This window comes from Ignavibacteria bacterium (assembly GCA_025612375.1).
Taxonomy (GTDB): domain Bacteria; phylum Bacteroidota; class Ignavibacteria; order Ignavibacteriales; family SURF-24; genus JAAXKN01.
In genome coordinates, this window is record JAAXKN010000052.1 from 1 (window position 1) to 23,526 (window position 23,526).

Below are 23,526 nucleotides of genomic sequence, written 5' to 3' on the forward strand. Positions count from 1 at the left end.
TTAATGGGCACCCTGAATGCACAAGGCAAATGGTTTAAGGGCAATACCCACACCCATACCACGAATAGTGATGGTGTGTTTTCCCCAGGTCCAACAATTGAAATTTATAGAAGTAATAATTACGACTTCCTTGTAATTAGTGACTATAATTATATTACCCCCGTTTCACAATATAACAGACCCGATTTCTTACTTATTAATGGAGAAGAAATTACCTTTTCAAAACATGTAAACGGGATCGGTATTTCTGAAATAATTACTCCCGTAGGCAATTATTTAAGAATGGCCATTTCTGCCGTAAAAGCTCAAAATGGGATCTCCATCCTGAATCATCCCCTCTGGGCCCCAACAAGATGTTACTTTAATGATATTTATTCAATTCCTGACCTGAAATATATGGAGATTTATAATACTTCTACAGAACCAGAAAGAATTCAGGAATATTTAGCATTGTGGGATAGTTTACTTTCCGGCAATAAAGTAATCTATGGAGTAGCTAGTGATGATATGCATGAGCTGGTGCATGTTGGACATGGCTGGATTCAGGTACATGCTCTTTCACTGCTGCAGGACAGTATATTGTCAGCTATGAGAAGAGGTGATTTTTACTCCTCCTCTGGTATTGAACTTTCATATATTCGCTTTGATGGAAAAACAATTTCCATTTCAAGCGTTAATGGGGATCAAATTAAGTTCATCGGTATGAATGGGAAAGTATTAGCGAAGACTGAAGGTAAATCAGCCATTTACCAGATATATGGCGACGAGTCGTATGTGCGTACTGAAATATCTAATAAGAATGGGCAAATGGCCTGGACCCAGCCAATATTTCTAAAAGGACAAAACCCGATTGAACTAAATCCAATAACACCCGGTGAATATCAAATTCAACAAAACTTTCCCAATCCGTTTAATGCAGGTACAATCATCGACTATTCTCTGCCGGTTGAAAGTTATGTGAAGGTTGATGTATATAATATACTGGGAGAACTTGTGGAAACCCCGGTCAATGGTCGTGAGCAATCAGGATTCCATGAAATATTTATTAGTTCTGATTTATTAAAGTCCGGAGTTTATTTATACCAGATTCGTGCACATTCTTTGGACAATAAATGGTTTTATCATACAATTAAAAAAATGATGTGCATAAAATAACGTGGTATCTGGAGTTTAGTATAAATGATTTATAATCCAATCCCGGAGTGCAGCCCCCGAGGGGCTGACAACACCGCACACCTCAGAATATAAAAAGAAAGCCCGGAAATTTTCACTTCCGGGCTTTTTGTGTCGGAACGGCGGGATTTGAACCCGCGACCCCTTGAACCCCATTCAAGTACGCTACCGGGCTGCGCCACGTTCCGATTTTTATAATTATTTTAATTTTTAATAATTATAACTTACTCTGTAAATATATCAAAAAATTCCGTAATAGTTCAAGGTCTCTTTTTATTGCAGGCATATCTTCTTCAACTTTTTTTACTTTTATTTCTGCCTCGCTCTCCTCAACCTTCACTTCAGGCGCCGGATCGGCCTGCTGCGGCACTTCAGGCTCAACTTCCTTAAGATTCTTTTTGGCTCCCTCTATCGTGTACTTCTCTTCCTTCAGAAGCTTTTTGATCCTTAGGATTACCTGAATATCCTTATTTGTGTATATCCTGTTGCCTGCCCTGTTTTTCGAGGGTTTTAAGTCCTCAAATTCGTTCTCCCAATACCTTAAGACGTACTGCTCCAAGCCTGTAATTTTACTTACTTCACTTATTGAATAGTATAGCTTCTTTATTCCGAGTTCTTTCAATTTAAACCCTGTGAAAAACAAAGTCCAAAATAACTAATTCATTATAAAGTATCAAGATAAACGGCTTGAAATGAACTATTTTATGAAGTCTTGTACCGGTTTTTCAGACTTGAACGCTGTTTAACTCCCTGATAATCGGAATAAGATCACTTATATCGTTCAGCTCAAAGTCGGCTATGTTAGCCTGATTGTTGAATGTATCACCGTATTTTGCAAATGCGGTCTTCATCCCGAGCTGCGAGGCCCCAACAATATCCCTCTCAACCCAGTCGCCTACCATTATTGATTCTTCAGGATTTGTATCCAGCTTAAAGAGTACCGCCCTGAAAGGCACGGGACTCGGTTTTCTTTCGCCTGTCTCATCAAAAGTCACAACAGCATCAAAGAAGTTGTGGAAATTCAGCGTTGCCAGCCTCAGCCAGGCCTCTTTTACCGGGGCATCCGAAACAATGCCCAGCTTTAAGCCCATCTTTGAAAGCTGAATTAAGGTGGAATAAACGTGAGGATAAGGCGTCAGTTCGGCTTCCCTGGCCCGCCTGTAGGCAACAATGCCTGAAGCCAGTATCTTGTTATCTACCCTGTTAATTGCTTTCTGCAGGAAAAGGTCAAAAACATGCTGGTACTCAATTCCCTGCTCAAGATAAATTTCATTTATCTTCTTGTTTGCCTCTTCAATTGTCATGTCCAGGCCTGCATCTATCATTGCGGGAATCGCTGCCTCAATTGCTCTTCTTTTCATCTTCATGAAATCTACCAGCGTATTATCCAGATCAAATATTACTGCCTTAATCATTTTGTCTTATCCTGTTTTACTTATTGCTTAAAATCTCTTTTATGAGGTATACTGCAGCCAGATAACCCTTTTCCTTAAATCCCGATACATACCCGTTGCACGAGGTTGCCGTAATCAGCACCTGCCGGAAATCATCCCTTCCCGATAGGTTTGAAAGATGAACTTCAATTTTGGGTATTTTACATTCGGTCAGTGCATCCTTTATGGCTACAGAGGTGTGCGCATAGCCGCCCGGGTTAATTATAAGTGCGTCAAAATCCCCGGATGCCTGCTGAATCCTGTCAATCAGCCCCCCTTCGTGGTTGGACTGGAAAAATTCAAACTGTTCCTCTGGATACTTTTCCCTTACAACCTTCTCAATTTCCTCCAGGGTCAATGTTCCGTAATGATCCTTATCCCTCATCCCAAGGAGGTTCAGATTCGGCCCGTTGAGCACAAGAATTCTCATTTTGCCTCGTTCATTTCGTCTATAACCTCGCGAAGCCTGGGGGTCAGATATATCTGGTCAATCCCCAGCTCCTTCAGCGCCGCCGATAATATCATGGCCTTGCGCTGCTGGTTCGCCATCCTGTTTATTACTATAACCTTCGACTCCTTTAAGAGGCAGTAGCCCCCCTTGAAATCCCCTTTTTCAAAACGGACGGTGGCGCCAAGCTCTCCGGCCAGCGCCTTAAGGTCTTTTAATATCTCTTCAAATTCTTTTTCTTTTATATTCATTTAACTTTTTTCATTCTGAGCGGTTTAAATATTATTAAAAATAAAATCGCGCAATAGGAAAAAATTTCGATCAATGGGAAACTGCTTAACAGCTTCATCCTTTTAATGTAAATTGCCAGTATATCCTTTGGTACAAAAGCCGAATAGAATACTTTGGTCGCTATCTGGTAATCCAGCGTCATTAAATAAAGTTCAAAAGGAGCAGTAATTACTACTATAAGAAGAATTACAAAAAGCCATCCTTCCTCTTTGAGCTTGATCCCGGAGGTTGAAATAAATAAAATAAATGATAATAAAAATACCAGGTAAAGAATAAGCGTGAAGGTAACCGAACTGTTTAATGTATAGAAGATTCCCCCTAAATTCTGGTCAGTTACATAACTCTTTAATACGAAATCCCTGGGCTCAAAAAGCTGATAGGTGAGAAGAATTCTTGAGAGGTAACCACCGAACCATAAAATACCGCTTAAAGTACAAACATATAAAAATATTTTAGAAATTTTGTTTAGGTTTTGCATAAATTGAATATCCTTTTTGCAAAAATATGAAAAATATATGAATATTGCTTCTATTGATATAGGTACAAATACCATTTTATTGCTTGTTTCAAATATAAACACAATAGATGGAAAAATTAAACCCCTCGTAAATATGTACAGAATGCCCAGAATAGGTAAAGGGCTTACACCCGGGGGACCAATCTCCAGCGACAGGATCAAGGCCATGATGGATGTAATGGATGAATACTCCTCCATCATAAAATCCCAAAACTGCAGCCATGTAATTGCTAAGGCAACAAGCGCAATGCGCCTTGCCTCAAACAGTAAGGATATTATCTCACGGGTTCATGATAAGTACGGGATCGATATTTCGGTCATTAGCGGCCAGGAAGAGGCCAGGCTTTCTTTCCTCGGCGCAACTTCTGCCGTTGAGGCTGAAAAGTACGTCGTAATAGACGTCGGCGGCGGAAGTACGGAAATTATCTACGGCAGCAGGGAAAACATTCTCTTCAGCAAAAGCTTCCTGGGAGGCGTGGTGAGCTTTACGGAAAAACACCTCAGGCACGATCCCCCGCTGCAAGAGGAAACTATGGAGCTCGAGCGCGCAATTGAGGAAAGATTCCTTGAGCTGAAAGATAAATTCCCCAAAGGCTTTTCTGTCGTTGCCGTTGCAGGCACTCCTACATCACTCTCCTGTGTAAGGCAGGGGCTTCAGCACTACGACGAGGATAAGGTTGAAAACTCGGTTTTAACCCTTGGGGACATAAACCAAATGGCAGTGGATTTCTCAAAAGTCCAAAGCCAAAAAATCCTAGAACTATATCCTGAAATAATGAAAGGCCGCGAGGACGTAATCTATTCAGGAACACTCATCCTGAAGAACATCCTGAAACTCCTGCCCGCAGAAGGCCTCATAGTCTCGGGACGCGGCATCCGTTACGGGGCACTGATAGACTTTATGAAAAACCTGTAAACATAAAGAACAGGGTCCCTTAAAGGATCCTGTTCTGAATTATTGTATCGTGAAGCTCTTCCGACTGCTTTAAGTAATCGAGCGTATAATGAAGACCGCGGCTTTCTTTTCTCATTTTGGCCGACTTGATTATCATGTGCGAACACGTAATCAGGTCTCTTAATTCAAGTATCGATTCGAATACCCTGGCTTTCTTATACATATCCTCAATTTCAAGGTACAGGTTGTGTATGCGGTGAAAGGCTCTGTCCAGCCTGAGGTTGGATCTTACAATCCCAACGTAATCCCACATCACCTGCTTAACCTCTTTAATGCTGTGAGTAATCATTATCATCTCATCATGAGTCAGCGTGCCCGAATCATCCCACAACGGTATCTGAGGTATCTTTGAAGGCTCTTTGTCTATCGTTGCATTCATATCCATTGCGGCCCTGAAAGAAAATACTAGTGCTTCCAAAAGAGAGTTGCTTGCAAGGCGGTTTGCACCGTGCACGCCCGTCATAGATACTTCACCGCATGCATAAAGGTTCTTTAACGATGCCCTCCCGCACGTATCCACTACAACGCCTCCGCATGCATAGTGCGCTGCCGGAACAACGGGGATGTAATCCTTTGAAATGTCTATCCCTGCCTCAAGGCAGTTTTTATAGATGTGCGGAAAATGCTCTTTAATCTGATCCTTGTCCTTATGCGTGATATCCAGGTAAACATGCTCGTCGCCCCGTTTCTTCAGCTCATTGTCTATTGCGCGTGCAACAATGTCGCGCGGAGCAAGCTCTTTCCTGGAGTCGTACTTATACATGAACTCCTGCCCGTCCTTTGTCCTTAAAATCCCTCCGAAACCCCTTACGGCTTCAGATATAAGGAATGCGGGCTTGGAGACATTGCCATAGTCAGATGAATGGTAAAATGAAGTCGGATGGAACTGTATGAACTCCATATTTCCAATTTTTGCGCCTGCACGGTATGCAATTGCAAAGCCGTCGCCCGTTGCAATCAACGGATTTGTCGTGTGCAGGTAAACCTGCCCCAGTCCGCCTGTAGCCAGCAGTGTCTTCTGTGCCGTAATTGTCTTGACCTCCCTGCTTTTTACATCCAGCACGTATGCACCCCAGCAGTGACGGTTATTTATCTCCTGCTCCTTTAACTGGTAAACGTTGTGCTCGGTTATGAGGTCAATTGCAATGTGGTTTTCCAAGAGCGTAATATTCTTGCGCGAAGTGATGGCTTCAATCAGAGCCCTTTCAACCTCGGCGCCCGTAAGGTCAGCTGCGTGCACAATCCTGTGTGCCGAGTGGCCTCCTTCTTTTGCAAGGTCCAGCTTGCCGTCCTTGAGCGTAAACTTAGCGCCAATATCTATTAGATCATGAATTCTCTTCGGGCCTTCTGTAACCAGAATTTCCACGGCCTCTTTCTTGCAGAGTCCCGCTCCTGCAATTAAAGTGTCTTCAATATGCTTTTCGTAAGAATCCTTTGAATCGATAACAGAGGCAATACCGCCCTGTGCAAGGTTAGTGTTCGATTCGGCCTTGCTCTTTTTAGTAACAATAACAACACGGAAATGTTCATCAACTTTAAGCGCCGCATAAAGCCCGGCAATTCCGCTTCCAATAATCAGTACGTCTGTGTTAATTTCCATTATAAAAGTTCTTCTCTACTTGTTTTTAATTGCGTCTTTTAGAACGCTTAAATATAAATCTATGTTTTCTTTTGTTGCAATAAGAGGAGGCAGAATTCTTATCACGTTAACGTTTGTAGCGTTGGAAAGCACTTTCCTCTCCCTCATGGCTTTAACTACCGGGGAAGCCTCGTAATAAAGCTCCACACCAAGCATATAGCCTTTGCCCCTTACGTCTTTAATGTCGCCGGGCAATTCCTCTTTTAATTTATTAAGCTCCGCCTTGAAGTAATTTCCATTCTCATAAACCTTCTCCAGAAGTCCGTGCTCAAAGACCTCTTCAAGAACAACCTTACCCGCGGCGCAGCTCACCGGGTTTCCGCCGAATGTTGTGCCGTGCTTGCCCGCTGTAAACACATCCTTAAGCCTGTCGGTTGTAAGGAACGCTCCCAAAGGAAGACCTCCTCCAATAGCCTTGGCAGTTACAATTATATCCGGCTCCACGCCGTAATATTCATGCACGAACGCCTTGCCGCTTCTTCCAATTCCGTCCTGAATTGCATCGGCAACAAATATGAACCCGTACTTGTCTCTCAGCTCTACGACCTTGCGTATGAACTCTTCTGAGACCTCGTTAATTCCGCCTTCACCCTGTATGAATTCGAATATGATGGCAGCAGTATCCTTGCCCGCTTTCTTTTCCAGGTCCTTAACGTTATTGAATTCAATGTGGCCCACATTGGGTACAAGCGGTTCAAAACCCTTCTGGTACTTTTCCCTTGCAGTAAGCGTCATTGCGCCATAGGTCCTGCCGTGGAATGAATTGGTAAGAGAAAATATCTTCTTATCGGAACCCATTTTGAGCCTGATAAGCTTAATTGTCCCTTCAATAGCCTCAGTGCCGCTGTTGGCAAGAAAGGCGCGCGTCATTTTTGAATACTTTAATAACTTCTCAGTAAACTCAACCTGTACATCCGTAATGAAATTATTTGAAAGGTGCCCGAACTTTCCGATCTGGCTGCATACGGCTTCAACAATTTTGGGATGAGCATAGCCCAGTGCATTTACTGCAAGGCCGGAGAAGAAATCCAGGTACCTGTCGCCCTTGGAATCAATAAGATAGACTCCTTCGCCGCGTGAAATTTCAATTGGAATGCGGTTATAGGTAGGAAGGAACAGCTCTTTTTCTTTTTCCAGTAATGTTTTCATAATATTTCTTCAATTTATGAATGATATTTTTACAATTGGACAATTAAAGAAAAATAATTGCAATGCCCATTAAAATACTTATAATGGAAGGAAACATCAACCCGTTCTGCGGGAATTCTCCGCGTTGAATAGCTCACACCTTCAGGGATGATTTTTCGAATTTGTTTTATGACTAGCCCCGAGCTTTAGCTCGGGGTAACGGAATAATCCATCCCCACGTAGGGGCTTTAGCCCCCGATCCTCTGTATCGCAAAACAATTTAATAACTAAACGCCGCCGCAATAGCTAAAACTACACCAGCGGTAATAATGTTATATAAGAGCGTAACCATAAGAGAATACATCTTAGCCCTCGTAGCCGCATAAACGGCCCAGAAGCCTAAGACTAACGACCACAGAAACATTATCCCTTCCATTGCGGCCATTGTGTATGCCGGCGTGGGCTTTAATAAAAAAGGCGAGGGGTTGCTTGAGAATAGAAATCCCCCGAACAAAACCAGTTCCACCGGAAATAAAAATACCAGCGCAAACACGTGGGGGATCTGACTGTAAATGAAAAATGAAAAGTTATCCTTGTATCTTGTCTTTACACTGAAGGCTTTGGTAAATGAAGTAAACAGAAGCGAGAAGATGGCTGCAATTAAAAGAACGGCTCCTATTGAACTAAAGAAAACCGCAACTACGTGCGAAAATACCTGCGTCCCTTTGAATACGGGCTCAGATAAAATAAGAGCATTTATAAAAAACTTAATCCCGATCAGGAATGATAAAAGGAAAATAAAATTTTTGTGCTCTGCGTGTATGATGTCTGAAAACGCTTTTACGGGCGATTCAATAAGCCCGCCTACCGTCTTCCATAGATCTATGTTTACAACCCTGTCCCTTAAGTATGCTCTGCAGTTTCCGCATATAAGGCTGAAATAGGGGTTTTCTCCGCTGCAGTTTTTACAAGTTATAACGTTTTTCATGGTCTTCCTCTTACATAAAAATCTTTTACCCGGACCGCTTAATGATTTAGACGCATAAGAAGCAAGGAAGGTTTAACTCTATATGAGTATTTTAATCAGCTAAAAATTAACACGCAAATTCAGCCTGGAGACTTTCGAAACCGGGTCCTCATCCACACTGAAATCAAAAAGCTGGGCATCCACGTATGCATCCAGAAGGTTTAAGGCGTAGGCTATTCCCATGTAGATGGCAAAAAGATCCCTCTGATCGCGGTAGAAATCCCTCACACGCTTATAACTCTCGGCATTCCCCTGCCTGAGGCCTGCAAGTGCATCCTTGTACTGTGTGGCGTAAGTGTGATAGTTGTTGTTCTGCCTTACCCATTCATAGCCGTAATAACCCAGAAATCCCCATACTACAGGCACTTTCCAGTACGACTCGTTATAGATCTGCCCGAGCCCCGGCAATATAGCGCTCCTTAATACGGCGCTCAAAGGGGACTTATGCATCCTGTAGACAAGTGTATCTTTCTTGGCCGGAGTTGTGGCATTCGAGGTGTCTGCCGTCTGGCTATAGCCCGCAGCAGACATCAGCAAGAGAAACAGGAATATTTTAATTATACATTTTGCCAATTATCTCAAACATCTCATATAAACGTTCAAGTTCATCCTTTGAATAGAAATCGATGACTATCTCACCAGTTCCATCCTGTTTTTGTTTGCAGGAAACTTTTGTGCCGAAAATTCTTCTTAGGCGGTCCTCAAAATCCCTCTGCGAAACTGACTGCACCACGCCCTGGCTTCCTGCCTTTGGCTTCTTTGCAGCCTGCCCGCCTAAGGCTAACTGCTTAACCAGTTCCTCAACCTTGCGTACTGTAAGGTTTTCCTTTATAATCTTTTTTAACAGCTCGAGCTGGAATGCTTCATTGGGCAGATTGATTAATGCACGGGCATGACCCGGACTTATTTCCTCTTTTATTAGGCTGTCCTGAATTTCCTTCGGCAGCTTAAGAAGCCTGATCGAGTTTGTAATTGTGGAGCGGTCTTTTCCCACCTGCTCCGAAATTTCTTCCTGTGTTAAACTGCATTCATCCATAAGGCGCTTGTAAGCCTGTGCAACTTCAATTGCATTAAGCTTTTCTCTTTGAATATTCTCAATGAGAGCCAGGGCAAGCATTGCTTCTTTTGTATCAACCTTGATGATGTATGCGGGAATTTCCTTGTAGCCTATCTCACCGCAGGCCCTGAACCTTCTTTCACCTGAAATCAGTTCGTACTTCTGAGGCCCGGTTCTCCTTACAGTAACAGGCTGTATGAGGCCGTTTGCAAGAATGGATTTCTTTAATTCTTCCAGCGCCGCCGGGTCAAATTCAATTCTTGGCTGGTAAGGGTTAGGCGAAATTGAGCTTAAAGGAAGCTTTGCCAGTACATCCACACCCTGCCCGTCGTCTGGCTTTATGTCGCTTGCCGGGACTGTTAGATTATTGTTGTTGTTGTTCTGTAAATTTGGTGATATTAAAGCATCTAAACCTCTGCCGAGGCCTGGTCTGAACTTATTATTACTCATTTACTTTATCTTGTTGTGAATTTTCTACTAAGTTTCTTTTCATCAGTTCTGAAGCTAAGCCAATGTAATTTTGGGCGCCTGCCGAAACTGCATCGTAGAGTATAACCGGCTTGGCATGACTTGGAGCTTCAGAAATTCTGACATTTCTTTGAATTACAGTATCAAATACCTTATTCCCAAAGTATTTTTTTACTTCTTCGGCAACCTGATGAGAAAGCCTTAGGCGCGTATCAAACATGGTCAGAAGTACTCCTTCAATCATCAGATTAGGATTAAAGTGCTTCTTTACGATGTTGATAGTATTTAACAGCTGCCCTAAACCCTCCAGGGCGAAATATTCACACTGAACCGGAATTAAAACTGAATTTGAAGCGGTCAATGAATTCAAAGTCAGTATGCTCAATGATGGAGGACAGTCTATAAAAACGTAATCGTACCTCTCCTCTATCGTTGCAATCGCTTTTTTCAGTATGGATTCCCTTACATCAACATTAATGAGCTCAACTTCGGCTCCTACAAGGTTAATTGTCGAAGGCAGGAGGTCCAGAAAAGGCATATAAGTATTTGTAATGCAGTTGCTGATGTCATCCTGGCCGACGAGCACATCATAAACCGATTTATTATTTCCATCGTAACCCAGGCCTGAGGTGGAATTTGCCTGCGGATCAATGTCTATTAATAAGGTCTTATTTTCAGCCGCAGCAATTGAGGCAGATAAATTGATTGCAGTGGTAGTTTTACCTACGCCGCCCTTCTGATTCGCTATTGATATTACTTTTGCCATTAATCTTTAATTGAATTCAAATTCGCAAGAATTAAAATGAATACAGCCCAGTTTTGATAAATAATGCCCCTAAGTTACACATATTTATCAAAATAAGGAAATCCTTTTATGTGTAATTATATTTCGCCGGTGCCCTTAAGTAAACTTAACAGCAAAAAGCGGCGAAATTGTTCCGGAATTAAATAAAAAGGAAGGCTAAACCGCCATCTCCTGCCCGAATTCCAGTATGCGGCACTCCTTGCCCTTCTCTTCCAGCTTCCTCTTAAACTCCCTCGGATCGGCCTCAATTAGAGGAAATGTCTTGTAATGGATCGGAATTGCCACTTTCGGATTCGTTAGCTCAACCGCCTTAACAGCGTCCCTGACGTCCATAGTAAAATTGTCACCTATAGGAAGAAGCATTACATCTACCGGGTTCATCTCTCCGATCAGTTTCATATCATAGAACAAGGCCGTGTCACCCGTGTGATATAAGGTCTTCCCGTCAATAAAAAGAAGTACCCCTGCAGGCTCGCCGCAGTACGTGCCGTCGGGAGCGCTTGAGCCGTGGTGCGCAATCGTAAACTTCACCCGCCCGAAATCAAAATTGTGCCCGCCCCCGATGCTCATGCCGTGAGTCTTGTACCCCTTGGCAGAAAGATAATTTGAAAGCTCAAAGACACAGATAAATAAGGGCTTGCTCCCTTCTGCAATTTTCATCGCGTCACCTAAGTGGTCGCCGTGGGCATGCGTAAGAATTATGTAGTCGGGTTTTAGATCCTTAGACTTTACAGGAGAGGTAGGGTTTTCATCCAGAAAAGGATCAATCAGTATCGTTTTCCCGCTATCCGTCGTAATCTGGCACGCGGAATGCGAAAAATATCTCAGTTTCATCTTTTCAATCCTCCTATTTTGCTGTAAAAAAATGCCTCGCATCTTTATTATGAAGGAATTTCAAAAACTCCAGCTTAATTTCCTGCAGGTTTTTGCCCTTTTTGGCATCAATGCACTCATTAATTTCTTCCGGAATCTTTATGCCGCACTCGGGCTCCAGGTTATCCAGGTTCTCCTTCAGCATATCAAGGTCGCGCCCGATGCCGATTAAGTCCTGCAGGCTTTTCAGATATTCAATATTCTTCTCGAATAACTTCCTGCTGAAACAAACCTCAAAATTTTCCAGGGAATACCTGAGCCTCCTTATGGCAATTCTTAAGGAATGAAGATTTTTGACCGTTGCCTCATCAAGAAATCTCTCGGTCTTTTTCCTGGCATCATTGTACTTTCTGCTGAGGATTATTGATGCCGAGACAGAAAAAGGCGTATCGCGCCTAAGTCCCTTGGATTTTGTCATATTGTGTGGCCCGGATCCCTTTATTCAACAAGTTAAAAGAAATCTCTCACATAAAAAGTACTTTAATAAAACCGGAAATTGCCTGCAAAGCCCTCATTTTACTCTTTTCTCCGGCATATATGGTCGGAATGTCTACAAACCCTATTGTGCAGTTTTCTCTCGAGGCGTTTACAAGTATTTCACTTTCAGCCTCAAAGCCCTTGTAACCCGGTATTATTTTGTGCAGCACTTCAGTCCTGTACGCCCTGAAGCCGCTCTGACTGTCAAGAATTTTAACACCCGTCTTTTTGCTTAAGAAAAATGACGTTAAGAGGTTGCTTAAAATCCTGTGCTTCGGCATTGTTGAAAGGTCGCCTAAGCGGTTGCCTATAACAATGTCATAAGATTCTGTTTGGGAGAGAAAATCAGGTATGCACCCCGGGTCGTGCTGCAGATCGGCATCCAGAGTAACTGTAACCCGGCTTCCCAATTCTATGCTCTTAAAAAATCCCATATTAACCGCATAGCCCTTGCCCGAGTTGACCTTGTTCCTTATCAGGAGAACCCTTTCACTTTCCTCAACCATGTCCGCCGTACCGTCTGTAGAGCCGTCATCAACAAGAATGATTTTATCTACATACGGCAGCGTCCGCTCAATAATTTCACGGATAGTATTTCTTTCATTATAAAAAGGTATAACGGCACACGTCATTTTCTAAGCCGGCTTAATGTTTAAGAGACTTGCGGGCGCCTTTCGACTTCTGCCCTTTTAATGCAAAGGAAAGCTTTTCCCTCAGGGCTTCTTTTGAAAGTCCGCGCTTTAATTTCCCGTCCTCGGCAAGAGAGATGCTGCCGGTTTCTTCGGATACAATTATGCTTAAAACGTCAGCCTGCTCCGTAATCCCCAGGCCTGCCCTGTGCCTCATACCCAGCGATTGCCCGTCAATGCTCGTTACGCTTGAAAGAGGAAGTGTGCACCTCGCGGCTTCAATAATGTCGTTCTTTATGATTATTGCGCCGTCATGCAGTGGTGACCTCGGATAGAAAATCGATTTAATCAGGTTCTTATTTACCTTTGCATTCAGTATTTCACCCGACTCAACGAAAGTCTTAATGCCTGTAGATTTAATTACAACTATAAGCGCCCCGTGCTGGAGCTGCGAAAGCTCAAAGACGGCATCGGTCAGCATGTGTGCTATCGTCTTTTCATCGCTCCTGATAAATACCTTTATAAAAGGGTTACGCCCTATTAACAGCAGCAGCCGCCTGATCTCGGGCTGGAAAAGGATTATAAAAGCAATGACCCACGTGTCCGAAACCAGCTTCAGCAGGTATCCCAATGCCTTAAGGTTTGCCGCCTGCGCGGTAATTGAAAGCAAGAGCACAATTATAAGTCCGATGAAAATCTGTGCTGCAATTGTCCCCTTAATTATGTTATAAACCTTATAGATAATAAAGGATACAATAAGTATATCCACCGCGTCCAGCAGCGTTACCGGCACAAACCCTATTTTAAAGAGATCAAACATTAAGTTTTATGTCTTCCGGATTCGACAAGCACTTTAAGATTTTCTTTGCCTGGACGGCATTTTTTACGTTGTGCGTCCTTATTATCCTGGCCCCGTTTCTAATTGACAGAGCCTCAGTAATTACACTTGCCGTATCGCGCTCCAAAGGCTCAAGGCCGCCCATCGTCTTGCCCAGGAAGGCCTTTCTTGAAACACCAATAAGAATTGGAAGCCCCATCCCCTTAAACTCATCCAGCCTCCTCAGGAGCTCGTAATTATCCTCAACCCTTTTGCCGAAACCGATTCCGGGATCGATAATAATATTCTTAACGCCGGCTTTCCTTGCAAATGTAACCCTCGAGGAGATGAAATCATAAACCTCGCTTGTCACGTCCTCATAAAATGGCTTTAACTGCATATCCCGGGGCAGGCCCTTTATATGCATCACAACAAGAGATGCATCAAACTCCTTTACGGCGTGTGCAATCTCAGGCTCAAAGGTAAGTCCGCTTATGTCGTTAATAATTTTAGCCCCGCGTTTTAAGGCTTCACGGGCGACATTCATTTTTGTGGTATCAACGGATATAACAGTCCCTGGGGCAAAATCCAGTATCTTTTCAATTACGGGTATTACCCTTCTTAACTCCTCTTCCCCGCTTACGCTTTCAGAGCCCGGGCGTGTGGATTCACCGCCTATATCAATTATGTCCACGCCGTCCGTGATCATCTCTTTAGCATGCTTAATTGCGTTTTCAGGTTCAAAGTAGCGCCCGCCGTCTGAAAATGAATCGGGAGTAACGTTTAATATACCCATAACCAGGCTTTCACTGGCCGGAATTGTTTTGTCACAAATCTTATAATCCGAGTGATCGTAAGCCAGGTAGTTCTTTATAAGCGAGGTGATCTTATGCCCCAGGTCCTCATTGCCGAAGGATATCGTGTCTCTTGCAATTTCCCTGAAGGTTCCGATTGAGCCCGTAAGGAGGAGGTCACCGGAATCCCCCTTATCAGAAAGTTTTTTGTAGCATATTTCATTTCTTTCAAACGTCATCTTCTGGATCCTCTCCAGAAGAGAAGCATTTACGCCTCTAAGTTCCAGCCCCAGCTGTCCCTGCTCATAAAGATCCCTGTAGATATTATATTTCGAGCTGTAGCGCCTGAATATGTCGGGAAATGAAATATTTATAAGTTGAGTATTCATTCTTTTACACTTTCTCCAGAAGATTATATTAAAAAAGAAGTGACCTTTAAGTCACTTCTTTTTAGGGTAAGTCTATTTTTCGATTTCAGAAGTTTTCTGATAACTTATTCTGCCCTGCAGAATTGTCATTTCCACTTCGTAGTCGTCGTTGAGCACAACCAGGTCGGCGTCTTTTCCTGCGGCAAGAATTCCTTTTTGGTTTTCAATATTAAGCACCTTGGCACCGTTTAGTGAAGCCATTCTGATAGCCTCAGTAATTTTAGCTCCTGCGTGCTGTATCATATTTTTTACCGCCTTGTTTAAGGTAAGTGAGCTTCCTGCAATTGTGCCGTTATCCAGCATTGCCTTTCCGCCCTTGATGCGTACCTTCTGGTCTGCAAATTCAAATTCCTCGCCCTCGTGCATTCCGCCCGGCTTGATTGAATCTGTTATAAGTATAATTCCGCCGGGCTTTTTCACCTTGAGCAGAAATTCCATAACTGCCGGATGAACGTGGTAAGTATCTGCAATAAGTTCTATTTTCAGCTCGTCCCTTAAAAGCGCTGCCAGTGCAACGCCGGGCTGCCTGTGGTGAATAGGCTTCATGGCGTTGAACATGTGTGTTACGTGTGCCGCGCCGTTATCTATTGCAAGCTCAATTTCAGCATAATTCGACATCGAATGCCCTATTGAAAGAACTACGCCGTCGTTTGCAGCTGCTCTCATTACATCAATTGCACCGGGCAGTTCAGGAGCAATTGTCATCAGCTTTATAAGCCCGCGCGAAGCGCCCCACATCTTCTTCCACGATTCAACCGTGGGTTCCCATAGATAAGTCTCATTCATTGCACCCTTGAATTCCTTGTTCAGGTAAGGGCCTTCCATGTGAATGCCTTTGATGTTTGACTCGGGGTGGCTGAAAATATAATCGGCCAGGTTCCTGATGTTCTCAAGTAATTCCTTTTCCGGCTTGGCATAAAGTGAAGCCATCATCGTTGTGGATCCGTTCCTTAAGAAGTAATCACTTATTGTCTGAAAATCTTCAAAGGATCCGTCCGTAAAACCGTGTCCCACGCCGCCATGGACCAGAAGGTCAACAAACCCCGGAGATACAATCTTACCGCTGATATCAATTACTTCACTGTCATTCGGAATATGAACGTCATTCATCTTGCCAAGTTCATATATTTTATTGCCGTCAATAACAACGGCACCCTTCTCAATAATTCTAAAAGGTGTGACTATTTTACCGCCAACTAGTACTAAGCTCATGTTAAACCATATAAATTAAATTAAACATACCTTGTATTTACAATATTTTTGAGTTCTGCCGTAGCAGATGGTATATCCCCGCTTTTGAATATAGCAGAGCCTACCACAAAAACGTCTGCCCCGGCATCTGAAATTTTCTGAATGTTTTCTGAAGAAATGCCTCCGTCTACCTCAATTAAAAAGTTCGCGTTCATCTCTTCACGCAGCCTTACTGTTTCCCTGATCTTGCGCAGTGAGGATTCAATAAAACTCTGCCCCCCGAAACCCGGGTTTACAGACATGATTAAAACCATATCCACAAATTCCGCAATCTCCCTTAAAGTTGAGACCGGTGTGGACGGGTTAATTGAAACCCCGGCCCTTGCGCCCAGGCCCTTAATGTGCTGAATGGTACGGTTTAAGTGCACTACCGCTTCCTGGTGGACTGTTACAATATCGGCGCCGCTTTTAAGAAAGTCCTCAATGTAAAGATCCGGGTTTTCAATCATAAGATGCACATCCAATGGCAGCTTTGTGATCTTTTTTGCCGTCTTTACAATAAAAGGCCCGAAAGATATATTAGGCACAAAATGCCCGTCCATAATATCGCAATGCACCCAGTCTGCCCCGCCTCTTTCTGCCAGGGCTACTTCATCGGCAAGCCGCGAAAAATCCGCATTGAGTATTGATGGCGAGATCAGTTTCATTTTGCACTTTCTCCTTCCTCAGGCGTTGAAACGTTCTTAGTCACAAACAGGTCAACTGTTGCGCCTTCCTGCACCGTGGCGTCCTTGCTCGGATACTGGTCGATAACCGTATTAGGCAGAAGCGAGAACGAGGGCTGATAATTTACTTTGCCCAGCGTCAGCTTGTTTTCCTTTAATATCTCCTCGGCCTCTGATAACGACTTTCCAAGCAGGTCCGGAATCGTAACCCCTGCCGTCTGCTGGCCCGCACTTAAGGTAATGTTGATTCTTGAACCTTTCTGAACCTCTGTGCCTTCATAATACTGCTGGTCAATTATAATGCCTCTTGGCGACTGCGACTGAACCATCGTGGTATCACCCAGTGAAAGCTCAATCCTTTCAAGAGCCAGTTTGGCATCTCTTAAATTCCTCCCCTTCAGTGAGGGTACCTTAACCAGAGGAACTCCGCTTGAGATAAAAAGGAAGACCCTTCTTCCCTCTTTTACAGTGGCGCCTGCCGCCGGCTTCTGGAATATTACAGCCCCCTTGGGGAATTTTTCATTGTATCTTTCTCCGCCTACTACGGCTTCAAGATCTGAATCAGAAAGTAAACTTTCGGCCTGTTTTTCATCCATACCTACAACTTTCGGTATTACAACTTCACGGCCTGAAACGTACCAGGGCATGATAATCATATTAAAAAGAATGATCAGCACTGCAAGGCTGCCAAGACCAATAAGAAACCATTTTACGAGTCTATTTTCAAAAATATTTTTCATTATAATAAAAATATGAAAAGCTTAAGTTTTTAACAATATAACGAATCCTTTAACGGCCTTCTAAGCAAAATTAAGCTGCTTTTGGCCTGGATTTTATCACTAAATTATAAACAAACATCAGAACCGCGGCTAAAACACCGATGCCAAAGAGAACCAGGAATATAGTGGACGGTGAATTTGCGTCCTTTGCAAACGACTTATAAAGCCATCCGCCCAGTGTGCCCCCGAAAGCCCAGCCTATTGCAATCGGCAGAAATGCATATCCCTGGAAAAGTGCCGCCTGACCCTTTGGAGCCAGATCCGCTATGTACTCATAATACCTCGGAGCCTGCGTCATCTCGCCGATTGCAAAGATAATCAAGCCTGCAATTATTACAGGTATGCTGGGATTCATCATTATTATAAGCCAGCAGAGGGCCGCTATGCCGAAACCGGTTATAATTGCTGTAACAGGCGGCATCTTCTTTGTAAACCAGTTCACAATAAGCTGTAGGAATATAATTCCCCATGCGCCTACCGACGAAATGATCTCAAAAGGCGCATCCTTTGAAATAAAGTCTGTTATGTAAAAAGGTATAATAATGTATATCTGCCAGTACATCAGCCAGTAAAGCGAGAAAATGAGCAGAAATATTATAAACCTGAAGTTTTTAAGCACCAGGAACAGGTTTTTTACTACTTCACCCAGACTCACGTTGCCTTCTTTTGCCGCCGGCGGTTCTTTGTAGAAAATAAGCGTGCTTATAAGCATTAAAGCGCAGCTGACTGAAGAAACCACGTAAACGAACTGTATGCCTACGGAATTACGCACGAAAAATGCAATAAAAGGACCAACGGCCCCGCCAATGTTAACTAGAGTGTAATAGAGCGCGTAACCTAAAGATTTTGTCTCGGCAGAGGACGATAGAGCCACTGTCCCTAAAACGCTGGGTTTTATAAAGGATCCCCCGATTGCCGTAAATATGAGTATTATAGAAAGCAGCAGGAAAAGACTATCGTGGGGGAATAAGGATGAAAAAGCAGCCATCCCCGTTGCCCCTATCATAAAATATCCCATCGCTAAAACGAGGAATGCAAAGGAAAAGGCCTTCCTGAAGCCGAACTTGTCCGCCAGGGCGCCTGCAAAAATGGGCAGAAAGTAGATAAGCCCGTTAAAAATAGAAGCCAGCCTGCCCGTATCAATTTCACTGAATTTAAGATGGTCTCTTAAGAAAATGCTCAGAATGGCCGTCTGCCCGTAATAAGCTATCCTTTCGAAGAGTTCCATTATATTTGCTACCCAGAATGAAGGCAGGAATCCTGACTTTACTTTTTGAATGTTTTCAGCGATACCCAAGGCGGCTCCTATAGTTAATTTATGTATAAGTTCTTCTTTTAATTAACGTAAATTTGCTGTATAAACTTATATTTGTTACAGTCTGACTATGAATCGGGCAGGTAACGTGCAAATATATCAAATTTGCCGCAAATATGTAACCGCCAAAAGCCTTTTAGAAGGAAAATGTCCAATCCGCGTCAGCGGAAAAATGTTTGTAGAATTAAAAAGAGCCTCGGAGAGGCGACTTGCCTGTAGAAAAAGAATGGCTCCCCACCCCTCTTCAGAGCCTCGGAGAGGCGACTTGAAAAAGGGAATTGCTCCGTGTATACCCGTCAGACAAGTCACCCTTCCAGGGTTCTAAAATTCTTTTGGGACATGTTCTTTTCTGCAGACAAGTCATTCCTCCGGAATTCTATGGATAACAGCCGCTATTTGCTTCTATATAAAACTTGATATTTGCATCATTATGAGCTAAATGGTATAATAAAGTGAATAAAATTATAAAATATGTACAAGAACTATTTTTATCTGAACAGACAAATTATTGAACTAAACGCGGAACTTCAGGGATCCATCCTCACAGAATCTTTCTCACAGGAAAAAGACAGGCTCATTCTGGCTTTTTCTAAAGATGGCATTAGCAGCTATTTAATTATCTCGGCTTCACAGAACGAACCCTATATGCACCTCCGGGATGAGTACCACCGCGCCAGGAAAAATACGGTGGATTTCTTTACTGATTACCTCACCTCCAGGCTCCTTGCCGTTGAAATTGCCACAGACGATAGAATTATCAGGTTAAGGTTCGATAAAATGAGCCTTTACTTCGCCGTAAGGGGTAAAAATACCAACGTCATACTCATTGACGAAGCCCTAAACACAGATTCTTTCAAAAAGACAAATGAAGCCCAATTGGAAAGTTTCCTTGAGGAAGTGACCAATAAAAAAATGTTCTCTTCCTACTTTCACAGGCCCAGCCTGGATGCTGTTACCGACCCGGTTAATTTTATAAGCCAGACAAAGCATATATTCCCGTCCATAGCCAAGGAAATGTTTTCTGAAACCTCTTTCAGGATGAAGGCTGAAACCCTCGAAGAGTTTAAGACTGAACTGGATACCGTTATAAGCGACATTGAATCCGGTGATATTGCCGTCTTCTTTTCCCCATCCGTAGGAAGAGTCGTTATGGCGCCTGAGGCTTTCAATATATTTGATTCTGAGGATAAAGCCACATTCAGCACATATCTTAAGGCCATAGATAACTTTTTAGCCAGAAGATACCAGCTCGGCAAAAGCCAGGACTTAAAAGGGATCATTTCAAAGTATCTGGAGCACCAGATATCAAGAACGGCAAACAAGCTTAACGAGATAAGGGCAAAAATTGACGTGCCTTCAAAAGAGGATCTCTACAGAAAGTACGGAAACCTTCTTCTTGCCAACATGCATACGCTCCATAAAGGGATGAAAAGTGCCGAATTGGCCGACTTTTACGAAGATGGCGCGCTTGTCAACATAAAGCTGGATGAGACAAAAGACCCCAAAGGCAATGCCGACCGCTATTTTGAGAAGGCGCGCGACGAAAAGCAGCTCAGAATTTCCTTGAGGGAGCTCTATGAAAGCCTGGAGAAGCATTACAGAGTTCTAATTGAAAACAAAAACACATTTGAAAACGCAAAAGAAATAAACGAGTACAGAAAAATCATGAAGGACCTTAATATAAAGGATGAACAGTCCGGAAGCTATAAACCGGATGAAGGATCAAAGTTCAAGCATTACATCATTGAAAACAAATATCACGTTTATGTTGGTAAAGACAGCGCAAATAACGACTTGCTGACGGTAAAATTTGCAAAGCAGAACGACTACTGGTTCCACGCCCGTGCCGTTCCGGGCTCACACGTGGTCTTAAGGGTGGAAAATTCAAAAGAGGCGATCCCGAAGCCAGTATTGAAGAAGGCGGCTTCACTTGCGGCATTCCACAGCAAGGCAAAGACATCAAAGCTTGCCCCTGTTTCATACACACTGAAGAAATACGTTACAAAAAGAAAAGGAATGGAGCCCGGCAAAGTGGCACTTTTGAAGGAGGACGTGCTCCTTGTGCCGCCTGAAGTGCCGCAGGACTGTGAGTTTGTTAACAGTTGAGAAGTAAAAGATTAAATTTTAACAGTTTTTGCTTTATATTCTTTTTCAACTTGAGTACTTTTAAACATCAAATATTTTAAGCGGGAGATAAAAAAAATGAGACTCATTATTCAGCCGGATTTTGAAAAGGTATCGCAATGGGCTGCTAGTTATGTGGCAAAAACCATCAATGAATTTAAGCCTACAGAAGACAGGCCTTTTGTGCTTGGGCTTCCTACAGGCTCTTCACCGCTCGGTATGTACAGGGAGTTAATCTCGCTTTGCAAAAAAGGGGTAGTATCTTTCAAAAATGTAGTAACTTTCAACATGGATGAATACGTCGGTATACCCGAAGACCATCCCGAAAGCTATCACTCATTTATGTGGAATAATTTTTTCAGGCATGTTGATGTAAAAAAAGAGAACGTGAATATTCTGAACGGAAATGCTGAGGATCTTGAGCAGGAATGTGAAAATTACGAAAAGAAAATTAAGTCATACGGCGGTATCAACCTTTTTGTAGGCGGTATAGGACCCGACGGGCACATTGCATTTAACGAACCGGGATCATCTTTGGGATCGCTCACACGCATAAAGACACTTACAATGGACACAATCATTGCCAATTCAAGATTCTTTGACAATGACATCAATAAAGTTCCGAAGACGGCTCTGACAGTCGGTGTAAAAACCGTCCTCGATGCTCACGAAGTCATGATACTCATAAGCGGCCACAACAAGGCCCGTGCACTTGCAAAGGTTGTTGAAGAAGGCGTAAACCACATGTGGACCGTAAGCGCTCTTCAGCTTCACCCGAAAGGCATGATAGTCTGCGACGACGCCTCCACGGCAGAACTGAAAGTAGGCACCGTAAACTACTTCAAAGACATCGAAGCCCAGCACCTGAACCCAGATTCGCTTTTGGATTAAAAACTAAAAATGTAGAAAAGGCAGTTAATTTACCTGCCTTTTCTTTAATTGTTCAAATCCCATCCAAAAACAAGTCCGATTTTCATAAGCCACTCAACTGTTTCTTTAACGCGAATAACTTCGTCATTATTTCCAAAATACCAGGAGCCACCTATCTTTTTGTTTCCTGCGTATTGAAATAACACCTCGAGTGATGTATTCTTTGCCAGTTTAAAACCCGCTCCAGCCGCAGGCATTATCAGCGTAGAAAGTGAGCTGCCGCCTGAGTTACTCCCATCACCTCCCTCATTGGAATGCCCGGCGATTCCTCCCGTAATGTAAATACTTTTCCAGGGGAAATACTTTGAGAATAATCCATATTCAAATCCGTTATAATGCTCCCACAGAAATTCCCTTCCAAACCTCCCTTCTATAGATAGTCTTTCCATAGGATATAGCGCCACATTCAGCTGCAGGCAGGAAAAATAAGGATACATCATAAAACCCGCCTTATAACCGTTTGAATAATACCTTCTAAGTCCCTGGGCTTCCACTCTTAATCCCATTTCAATTGTCTGAGCCCCAACATCTACACTGGCAAAGACGAGCAGAATGATAATAAATATTTTACGCACTGCCATACCTCCCAAAATGCTTTCGTACATATTAGGATTAAATATTATTAAAGATTTTTCCCAATAACATATCTATAATGTATTTTCCTTCCTTAAATATTTATCTCCCAATCCCAACCCTGTGCACCTCCCCAAAACTCCTGAAGTCCCTATTTAGCATCTTTACCCTTACAACCATCAAATCCTTTTGCAACCCGATTGTGACATAATGAAACATTCTGTTGCTTCCAGTATACAAATCCCTGTACCGCGCTTCCCTGCCCGTAAGAGTCGGGTGCAGAAGTCCTCCACCGCCGCCAATAACCATAAAATCCTTATTGGCTTTCCTGAAATGTTCAAACGTATGCGCGTGCCCGCTGAAGAACAATTTGCACTTATTCGTTTTAAGAAATGCCGGAACAAATATGCGCTGAACCTCACTGGAAGGCCCTACAACCTTGCTGTTTGTATAGGGCGGATAATGAGTGCCGACAATAATATAATGTACAGAAGGATCCCGGTCGAACTCCCGGAGCTTTTGTTCATACCACTTCTGCTGGTGTGATATTTCCTCTTCCGAAAGCTCAGAAAAGTTGGAATTAAGAAGTATAACTGCGATATCCCCGGTCTGTTTAGCGTACCATGAAGACTTAATATACGGGAAATGCTTAAAGAACTGCTTTCTTCCCAAAGAAGAAAACAGGAAATACTCATGGTTTCCCATTGCGGGATAGACAGGAATGCCTCTTTTCCAGATGGGTGATAATTCACTGGATACACCGTTCCATTCCCACGGCCAGAATCCCATTGCAGTAAGATCCCCCAGGTGGAAAAGCGCCGACAGGTTCTGTTCCTTATTTATAGCCCGGAAGATCTCCCTTGACGCCAATTCATTATTATCCCCTTTGAGCCACAGCTTCTCAATCATCATCGGCTCCTGCGTATCGCT

General features: G+C 43.1%; 26 protein-coding genes and 1 tRNA gene. 4 read left to right on the forward strand and 23 right to left on the reverse strand.

The window, feature by feature from the left end; translation table 11 throughout:
• Positions 1 to 1,155 (forward strand): CehA/McbA family metallohydrolase (locus HF312_19395; protein MCU7522388.1); only part of this gene is annotated, 1,155 nt, incomplete at its 5' end.
• Between the two features lie 132 nt (positions 1,156 to 1,287).
• On the opposite strand, the gene HF312_19400 is transcribed toward HF312_19395, so the two are convergent.
• The 6 genes from HF312_19400 to HF312_19425 form a co-directional block, all read right to left on the reverse strand.
• A tRNA-Pro gene (locus HF312_19400) sits at positions 1,288 to 1,361 on the reverse strand.
• 29 nt (positions 1,362 to 1,390) lie between these two features.
• Positions 1,391 to 1,795, reverse strand: coding sequence for a MerR family transcriptional regulator (locus HF312_19405; protein ID MCU7522389.1), 405 nt, complete (start codon positions 1,793 to 1,795; stop codon positions 1,391 to 1,393).
• Positions 1,796 to 1,898: 103 nt separating this feature from the next.
• Entirely contained in the window at positions 1,899 to 2,588 is a 690-nt protein-coding gene (locus HF312_19410) for a TIGR02253 family HAD-type hydrolase (protein ID MCU7522390.1), read from the reverse strand.
• A gap of 16 nt (positions 2,589 to 2,604) precedes the next feature.
• A complete protein-coding gene (locus HF312_19415) occupies positions 2,605 to 3,036 on the reverse strand; it encodes a 3-dehydroquinate dehydratase (GenBank protein ID MCU7522391.1) in 432 nt (143 codons plus the stop codon).
• Positions 3,033 to 3,305 (reverse strand): hypothetical protein, encoded by a 273-nt coding sequence (locus tag HF312_19420; protein ID MCU7522392.1) that lies wholly within the window; start codon positions 3,303 to 3,305, stop codon positions 3,033 to 3,035. Before HF312_19420 ends, HF312_19415 begins: the two co-directional genes overlap by 4 nt.
• Positions 3,302 to 3,823 carry a hypothetical protein gene (locus HF312_19425; protein MCU7522393.1) on the reverse strand — a complete coding sequence of 174 codons (522 nt, stop codon included), beginning with the start codon at positions 3,821 to 3,823 and terminating at the stop codon, positions 3,302 to 3,304. The genes HF312_19420 and HF312_19425 overlap by 4 nt, the downstream gene beginning before the upstream one ends.
• A 37-nt stretch (positions 3,824 to 3,860) precedes the next feature.
• Between HF312_19425 and HF312_19430 the strand changes: the two genes are divergently transcribed.
• Positions 3,861 to 4,778 (forward strand): hypothetical protein, encoded by a 918-nt coding sequence (locus HF312_19430; protein ID MCU7522394.1) that lies wholly within the window; start codon positions 3,861 to 3,863, stop codon positions 4,776 to 4,778.
• Positions 4,779 to 4,797: 19 nt separating this feature from the next.
• On the opposite strand, the gene nadB is transcribed toward HF312_19430, so the two are convergent.
• The 15 genes from nadB to HF312_19505 all read right to left on the reverse strand — a co-directional run bounded on the left by nadB (position 4,798) and on the right by HF312_19505 (position 18,945).
• Entirely contained in the window at positions 4,798 to 6,417 is a 1,620-nt protein-coding gene (gene nadB, locus HF312_19435; GenBank protein ID MCU7522395.1) for an L-aspartate oxidase, read from the reverse strand.
• 15 nt (positions 6,418 to 6,432) lie between these two features.
• Entirely contained in the window at positions 6,433 to 7,605 is a 1,173-nt protein-coding gene (locus HF312_19440; GenBank protein ID MCU7522396.1) for an acetylornithine/succinylornithine family transaminase, read from the reverse strand.
• A 259-nt stretch (positions 7,606 to 7,864) separates the two neighbouring features.
• Entirely contained in the window at positions 7,865 to 8,572 is a 708-nt protein-coding gene (locus HF312_19445; GenBank protein ID MCU7522397.1) for a hypothetical protein, read from the reverse strand.
• Between the two features lie 99 nt (positions 8,573 to 8,671).
• Complete coding sequence (locus HF312_19450; protein MCU7522398.1) at positions 8,672 to 9,184, reverse strand: hypothetical protein; 513 nt, start codon at positions 9,182 to 9,184, stop codon at positions 8,672 to 8,674.
• A complete protein-coding gene (locus HF312_19455) occupies positions 9,165 to 10,118 on the reverse strand; it encodes a ParB/RepB/Spo0J family partition protein (GenBank protein ID MCU7522399.1) in 954 nt (317 codons plus the stop codon). The genes HF312_19450 and HF312_19455 overlap by 20 nt, the downstream gene beginning before the upstream one ends.
• A complete protein-coding gene (locus HF312_19460) occupies positions 10,111 to 10,902 on the reverse strand; it encodes a ParA family protein (GenBank protein MCU7522400.1) in 792 nt (263 codons plus the stop codon). The genes HF312_19455 and HF312_19460 overlap by 8 nt, the downstream gene beginning before the upstream one ends.
• Before the next feature lie 195 nt (positions 10,903 to 11,097).
• On the reverse strand, positions 11,098 to 11,775 hold the full coding sequence (locus tag HF312_19465; GenBank protein MCU7522401.1) for a metal-dependent hydrolase: 678 nt from the start codon (positions 11,773 to 11,775) through the stop codon (positions 11,098 to 11,100).
• Positions 11,776 to 11,788: 13 nt separating this feature from the next.
• A complete protein-coding gene (locus tag HF312_19470) occupies positions 11,789 to 12,232 on the reverse strand; it encodes a CHAD domain-containing protein (GenBank protein MCU7522402.1) in 444 nt (147 codons plus the stop codon).
• Positions 12,233 to 12,278: 46 nt separating this feature from the next.
• Positions 12,279 to 12,923, reverse strand: a complete 645-nt coding sequence (locus HF312_19475; protein MCU7522403.1) for a glycosyltransferase family 2 protein — start codon at positions 12,921 to 12,923, stop codon at positions 12,279 to 12,281.
• Between the two features lie 13 nt (positions 12,924 to 12,936).
• Positions 12,937 to 13,740, reverse strand: coding sequence for a TIGR00159 family protein (locus HF312_19480; protein MCU7522404.1), 804 nt, complete (start codon positions 13,738 to 13,740; stop codon positions 12,937 to 12,939).
• On the reverse strand, positions 13,733 to 14,920 hold the full coding sequence (folP, locus tag HF312_19485; protein MCU7522405.1) for a dihydropteroate synthase: 1,188 nt from the start codon (positions 14,918 to 14,920) through the stop codon (positions 13,733 to 13,735). The genes HF312_19480 and folP overlap by 8 nt, the downstream gene beginning before the upstream one ends.
• Before the next feature lie 72 nt (positions 14,921 to 14,992).
• The gene (nagA, locus tag HF312_19490; GenBank protein ID MCU7522406.1) at positions 14,993 to 16,171 is read right to left on the reverse strand and encodes an N-acetylglucosamine-6-phosphate deacetylase; all 1,179 of its coding nucleotides are present in this window, start codon (positions 16,169 to 16,171) and stop codon (positions 14,993 to 14,995) included.
• A 20-nt stretch (positions 16,172 to 16,191) separates the two neighbouring features.
• On the reverse strand, positions 16,192 to 16,857 hold the full coding sequence (locus HF312_19495) for a ribulose-phosphate 3-epimerase (GenBank protein MCU7522407.1): 666 nt from the start codon (positions 16,855 to 16,857) through the stop codon (positions 16,192 to 16,194).
• Positions 16,854 to 17,615, reverse strand: coding sequence for a PASTA domain-containing protein (locus HF312_19500; protein ID MCU7522408.1), 762 nt, complete (start codon positions 17,613 to 17,615; stop codon positions 16,854 to 16,856). The genes HF312_19495 and HF312_19500 overlap by 4 nt, the downstream gene beginning before the upstream one ends.
• 70 nt (positions 17,616 to 17,685) lie before the next feature.
• A complete protein-coding gene (locus HF312_19505; GenBank protein MCU7522409.1) occupies positions 17,686 to 18,945 on the reverse strand; it encodes a peptide MFS transporter in 1,260 nt (419 codons plus the stop codon).
• A 495-nt stretch (positions 18,946 to 19,440) separates the two neighbouring features.
• Between HF312_19505 and HF312_19510 the strand changes: the two genes are divergently transcribed.
• On the forward strand, positions 19,441 to 21,075 hold the full coding sequence (locus HF312_19510; GenBank protein ID MCU7522410.1) for a DUF814 domain-containing protein: 1,635 nt from the start codon (positions 19,441 to 19,443) through the stop codon (positions 21,073 to 21,075).
• A gap of 96 nt (positions 21,076 to 21,171) precedes the next feature.
• Positions 21,172 to 21,984, forward strand: a complete 813-nt coding sequence (locus HF312_19515; protein ID MCU7522411.1) for a glucosamine-6-phosphate deaminase — start codon at positions 21,172 to 21,174, stop codon at positions 21,982 to 21,984.
• Positions 21,985 to 22,028: 44 nt separating this feature from the next.
• Here the strand turns inward: HF312_19515 and HF312_19520 are convergent, their stop codons facing one another.
• Positions 22,029 to 22,604, reverse strand: a complete 576-nt coding sequence (locus HF312_19520; GenBank protein ID MCU7522412.1) for a hypothetical protein — start codon at positions 22,602 to 22,604, stop codon at positions 22,029 to 22,031.
• Positions 22,605 to 22,698: 94 nt separating this feature from the next.
• The gene (locus tag HF312_19525) at positions 22,699 to 23,508 is read right to left on the reverse strand and encodes a metallophosphoesterase (GenBank protein ID MCU7522413.1); all 810 of its coding nucleotides are present in this window, start codon (positions 23,506 to 23,508) and stop codon (positions 22,699 to 22,701) included.
• Positions 23,509 to 23,526 lie beyond the last annotated feature (18 nt).

Coding starts and splice junctions, on each gene's coding strand:
- HF312_19410 (MCU7522390.1), bottom strand. CDS start 2,588: ATGATTAAGGCAGTAATATTTGATCTGGATAATACGCTGGTAGATTTC.
- HF312_19415 (MCU7522391.1), bottom strand. CDS start 3,036: ATGAGAATTCTTGTGCTCAACGGGCCGAATCTGAACCTCCTTGGGATG.
- HF312_19420 (MCU7522392.1), bottom strand. CDS start 3,305: ATGAATATAAAAGAAAAAGAATTTGAAGAGATATTAAAAGACCTTAAG.
- HF312_19425 (MCU7522393.1), bottom strand. CDS start 3,823: ATGCAAAACCTAAACAAAATTTCTAAAATATTTTTATATGTTTGTACT.
- HF312_19430 (MCU7522394.1), top strand. CDS start 3,861: ATGAATATTGCTTCTATTGATATAGGTACAAATACCATTTTATTGCTT.
- nadB (MCU7522395.1), bottom strand. CDS start 6,417: ATGGAAATTAACACAGACGTACTGATTATTGGAAGCGGAATTGCCGGG.
- HF312_19440 (MCU7522396.1), bottom strand. CDS start 7,605: ATGAAAACATTACTGGAAAAAGAAAAAGAGCTGTTCCTTCCTACCTAT.
- HF312_19445 (MCU7522397.1), bottom strand. CDS start 8,572: ATGAAAAACGTTATAACTTGTAAAAACTGCAGCGGAGAAAACCCCTAT.
- HF312_19455 (MCU7522399.1), bottom strand. CDS start 10,118: ATGAGTAATAATAAGTTCAGACCAGGCCTCGGCAGAGGTTTAGATGCT.
- HF312_19460 (MCU7522400.1), bottom strand. CDS start 10,902: ATGGCAAAAGTAATATCAATAGCGAATCAGAAGGGCGGCGTAGGTAAA.
- HF312_19465 (MCU7522401.1), bottom strand. CDS start 11,775: ATGAAACTGAGATATTTTTCGCATTCCGCGTGCCAGATTACGACGGAT.
- HF312_19470 (MCU7522402.1), bottom strand. CDS start 12,232: ATGACAAAATCCAAGGGACTTAGGCGCGATACGCCTTTTTCTGTCTCG.
- HF312_19475 (MCU7522403.1), bottom strand. CDS start 12,923: ATGACGTGTGCCGTTATACCTTTTTATAATGAAAGAAATACTATCCGT.
- HF312_19480 (MCU7522404.1), bottom strand. CDS start 13,740: ATGTTTGATCTCTTTAAAATAGGGTTTGTGCCGGTAACGCTGCTGGAC.
- folP (MCU7522405.1), bottom strand. CDS start 14,920: ATGAATACTCAACTTATAAATATTTCATTTCCCGACATATTCAGGCGC.
- nagA (MCU7522406.1), bottom strand. CDS start 16,171: ATGAGCTTAGTACTAGTTGGCGGTAAAATAGTCACACCTTTTAGAATT.
- HF312_19495 (MCU7522407.1), bottom strand. CDS start 16,857: ATGAAACTGATCTCGCCATCAATACTCAATGCGGATTTTTCGCGGCTT.
- HF312_19500 (MCU7522408.1), bottom strand. CDS start 17,615: ATGAAAAATATTTTTGAAAATAGACTCGTAAAATGGTTTCTTATTGGT.
- HF312_19510 (MCU7522410.1), top strand. CDS start 19,441: ATGTACAAGAACTATTTTTATCTGAACAGACAAATTATTGAACTAAAC.
- HF312_19515 (MCU7522411.1), top strand. CDS start 21,172: ATGAGACTCATTATTCAGCCGGATTTTGAAAAGGTATCGCAATGGGCT.
- HF312_19520 (MCU7522412.1), bottom strand. CDS start 22,604: ATGGCAGTGCGTAAAATATTTATTATCATTCTGCTCGTCTTTGCCAGT.
- HF312_19525 (MCU7522413.1), bottom strand. CDS start 23,508: ATGATGATTGAGAAGCTGTGGCTCAAAGGGGATAATAATGAATTGGCG.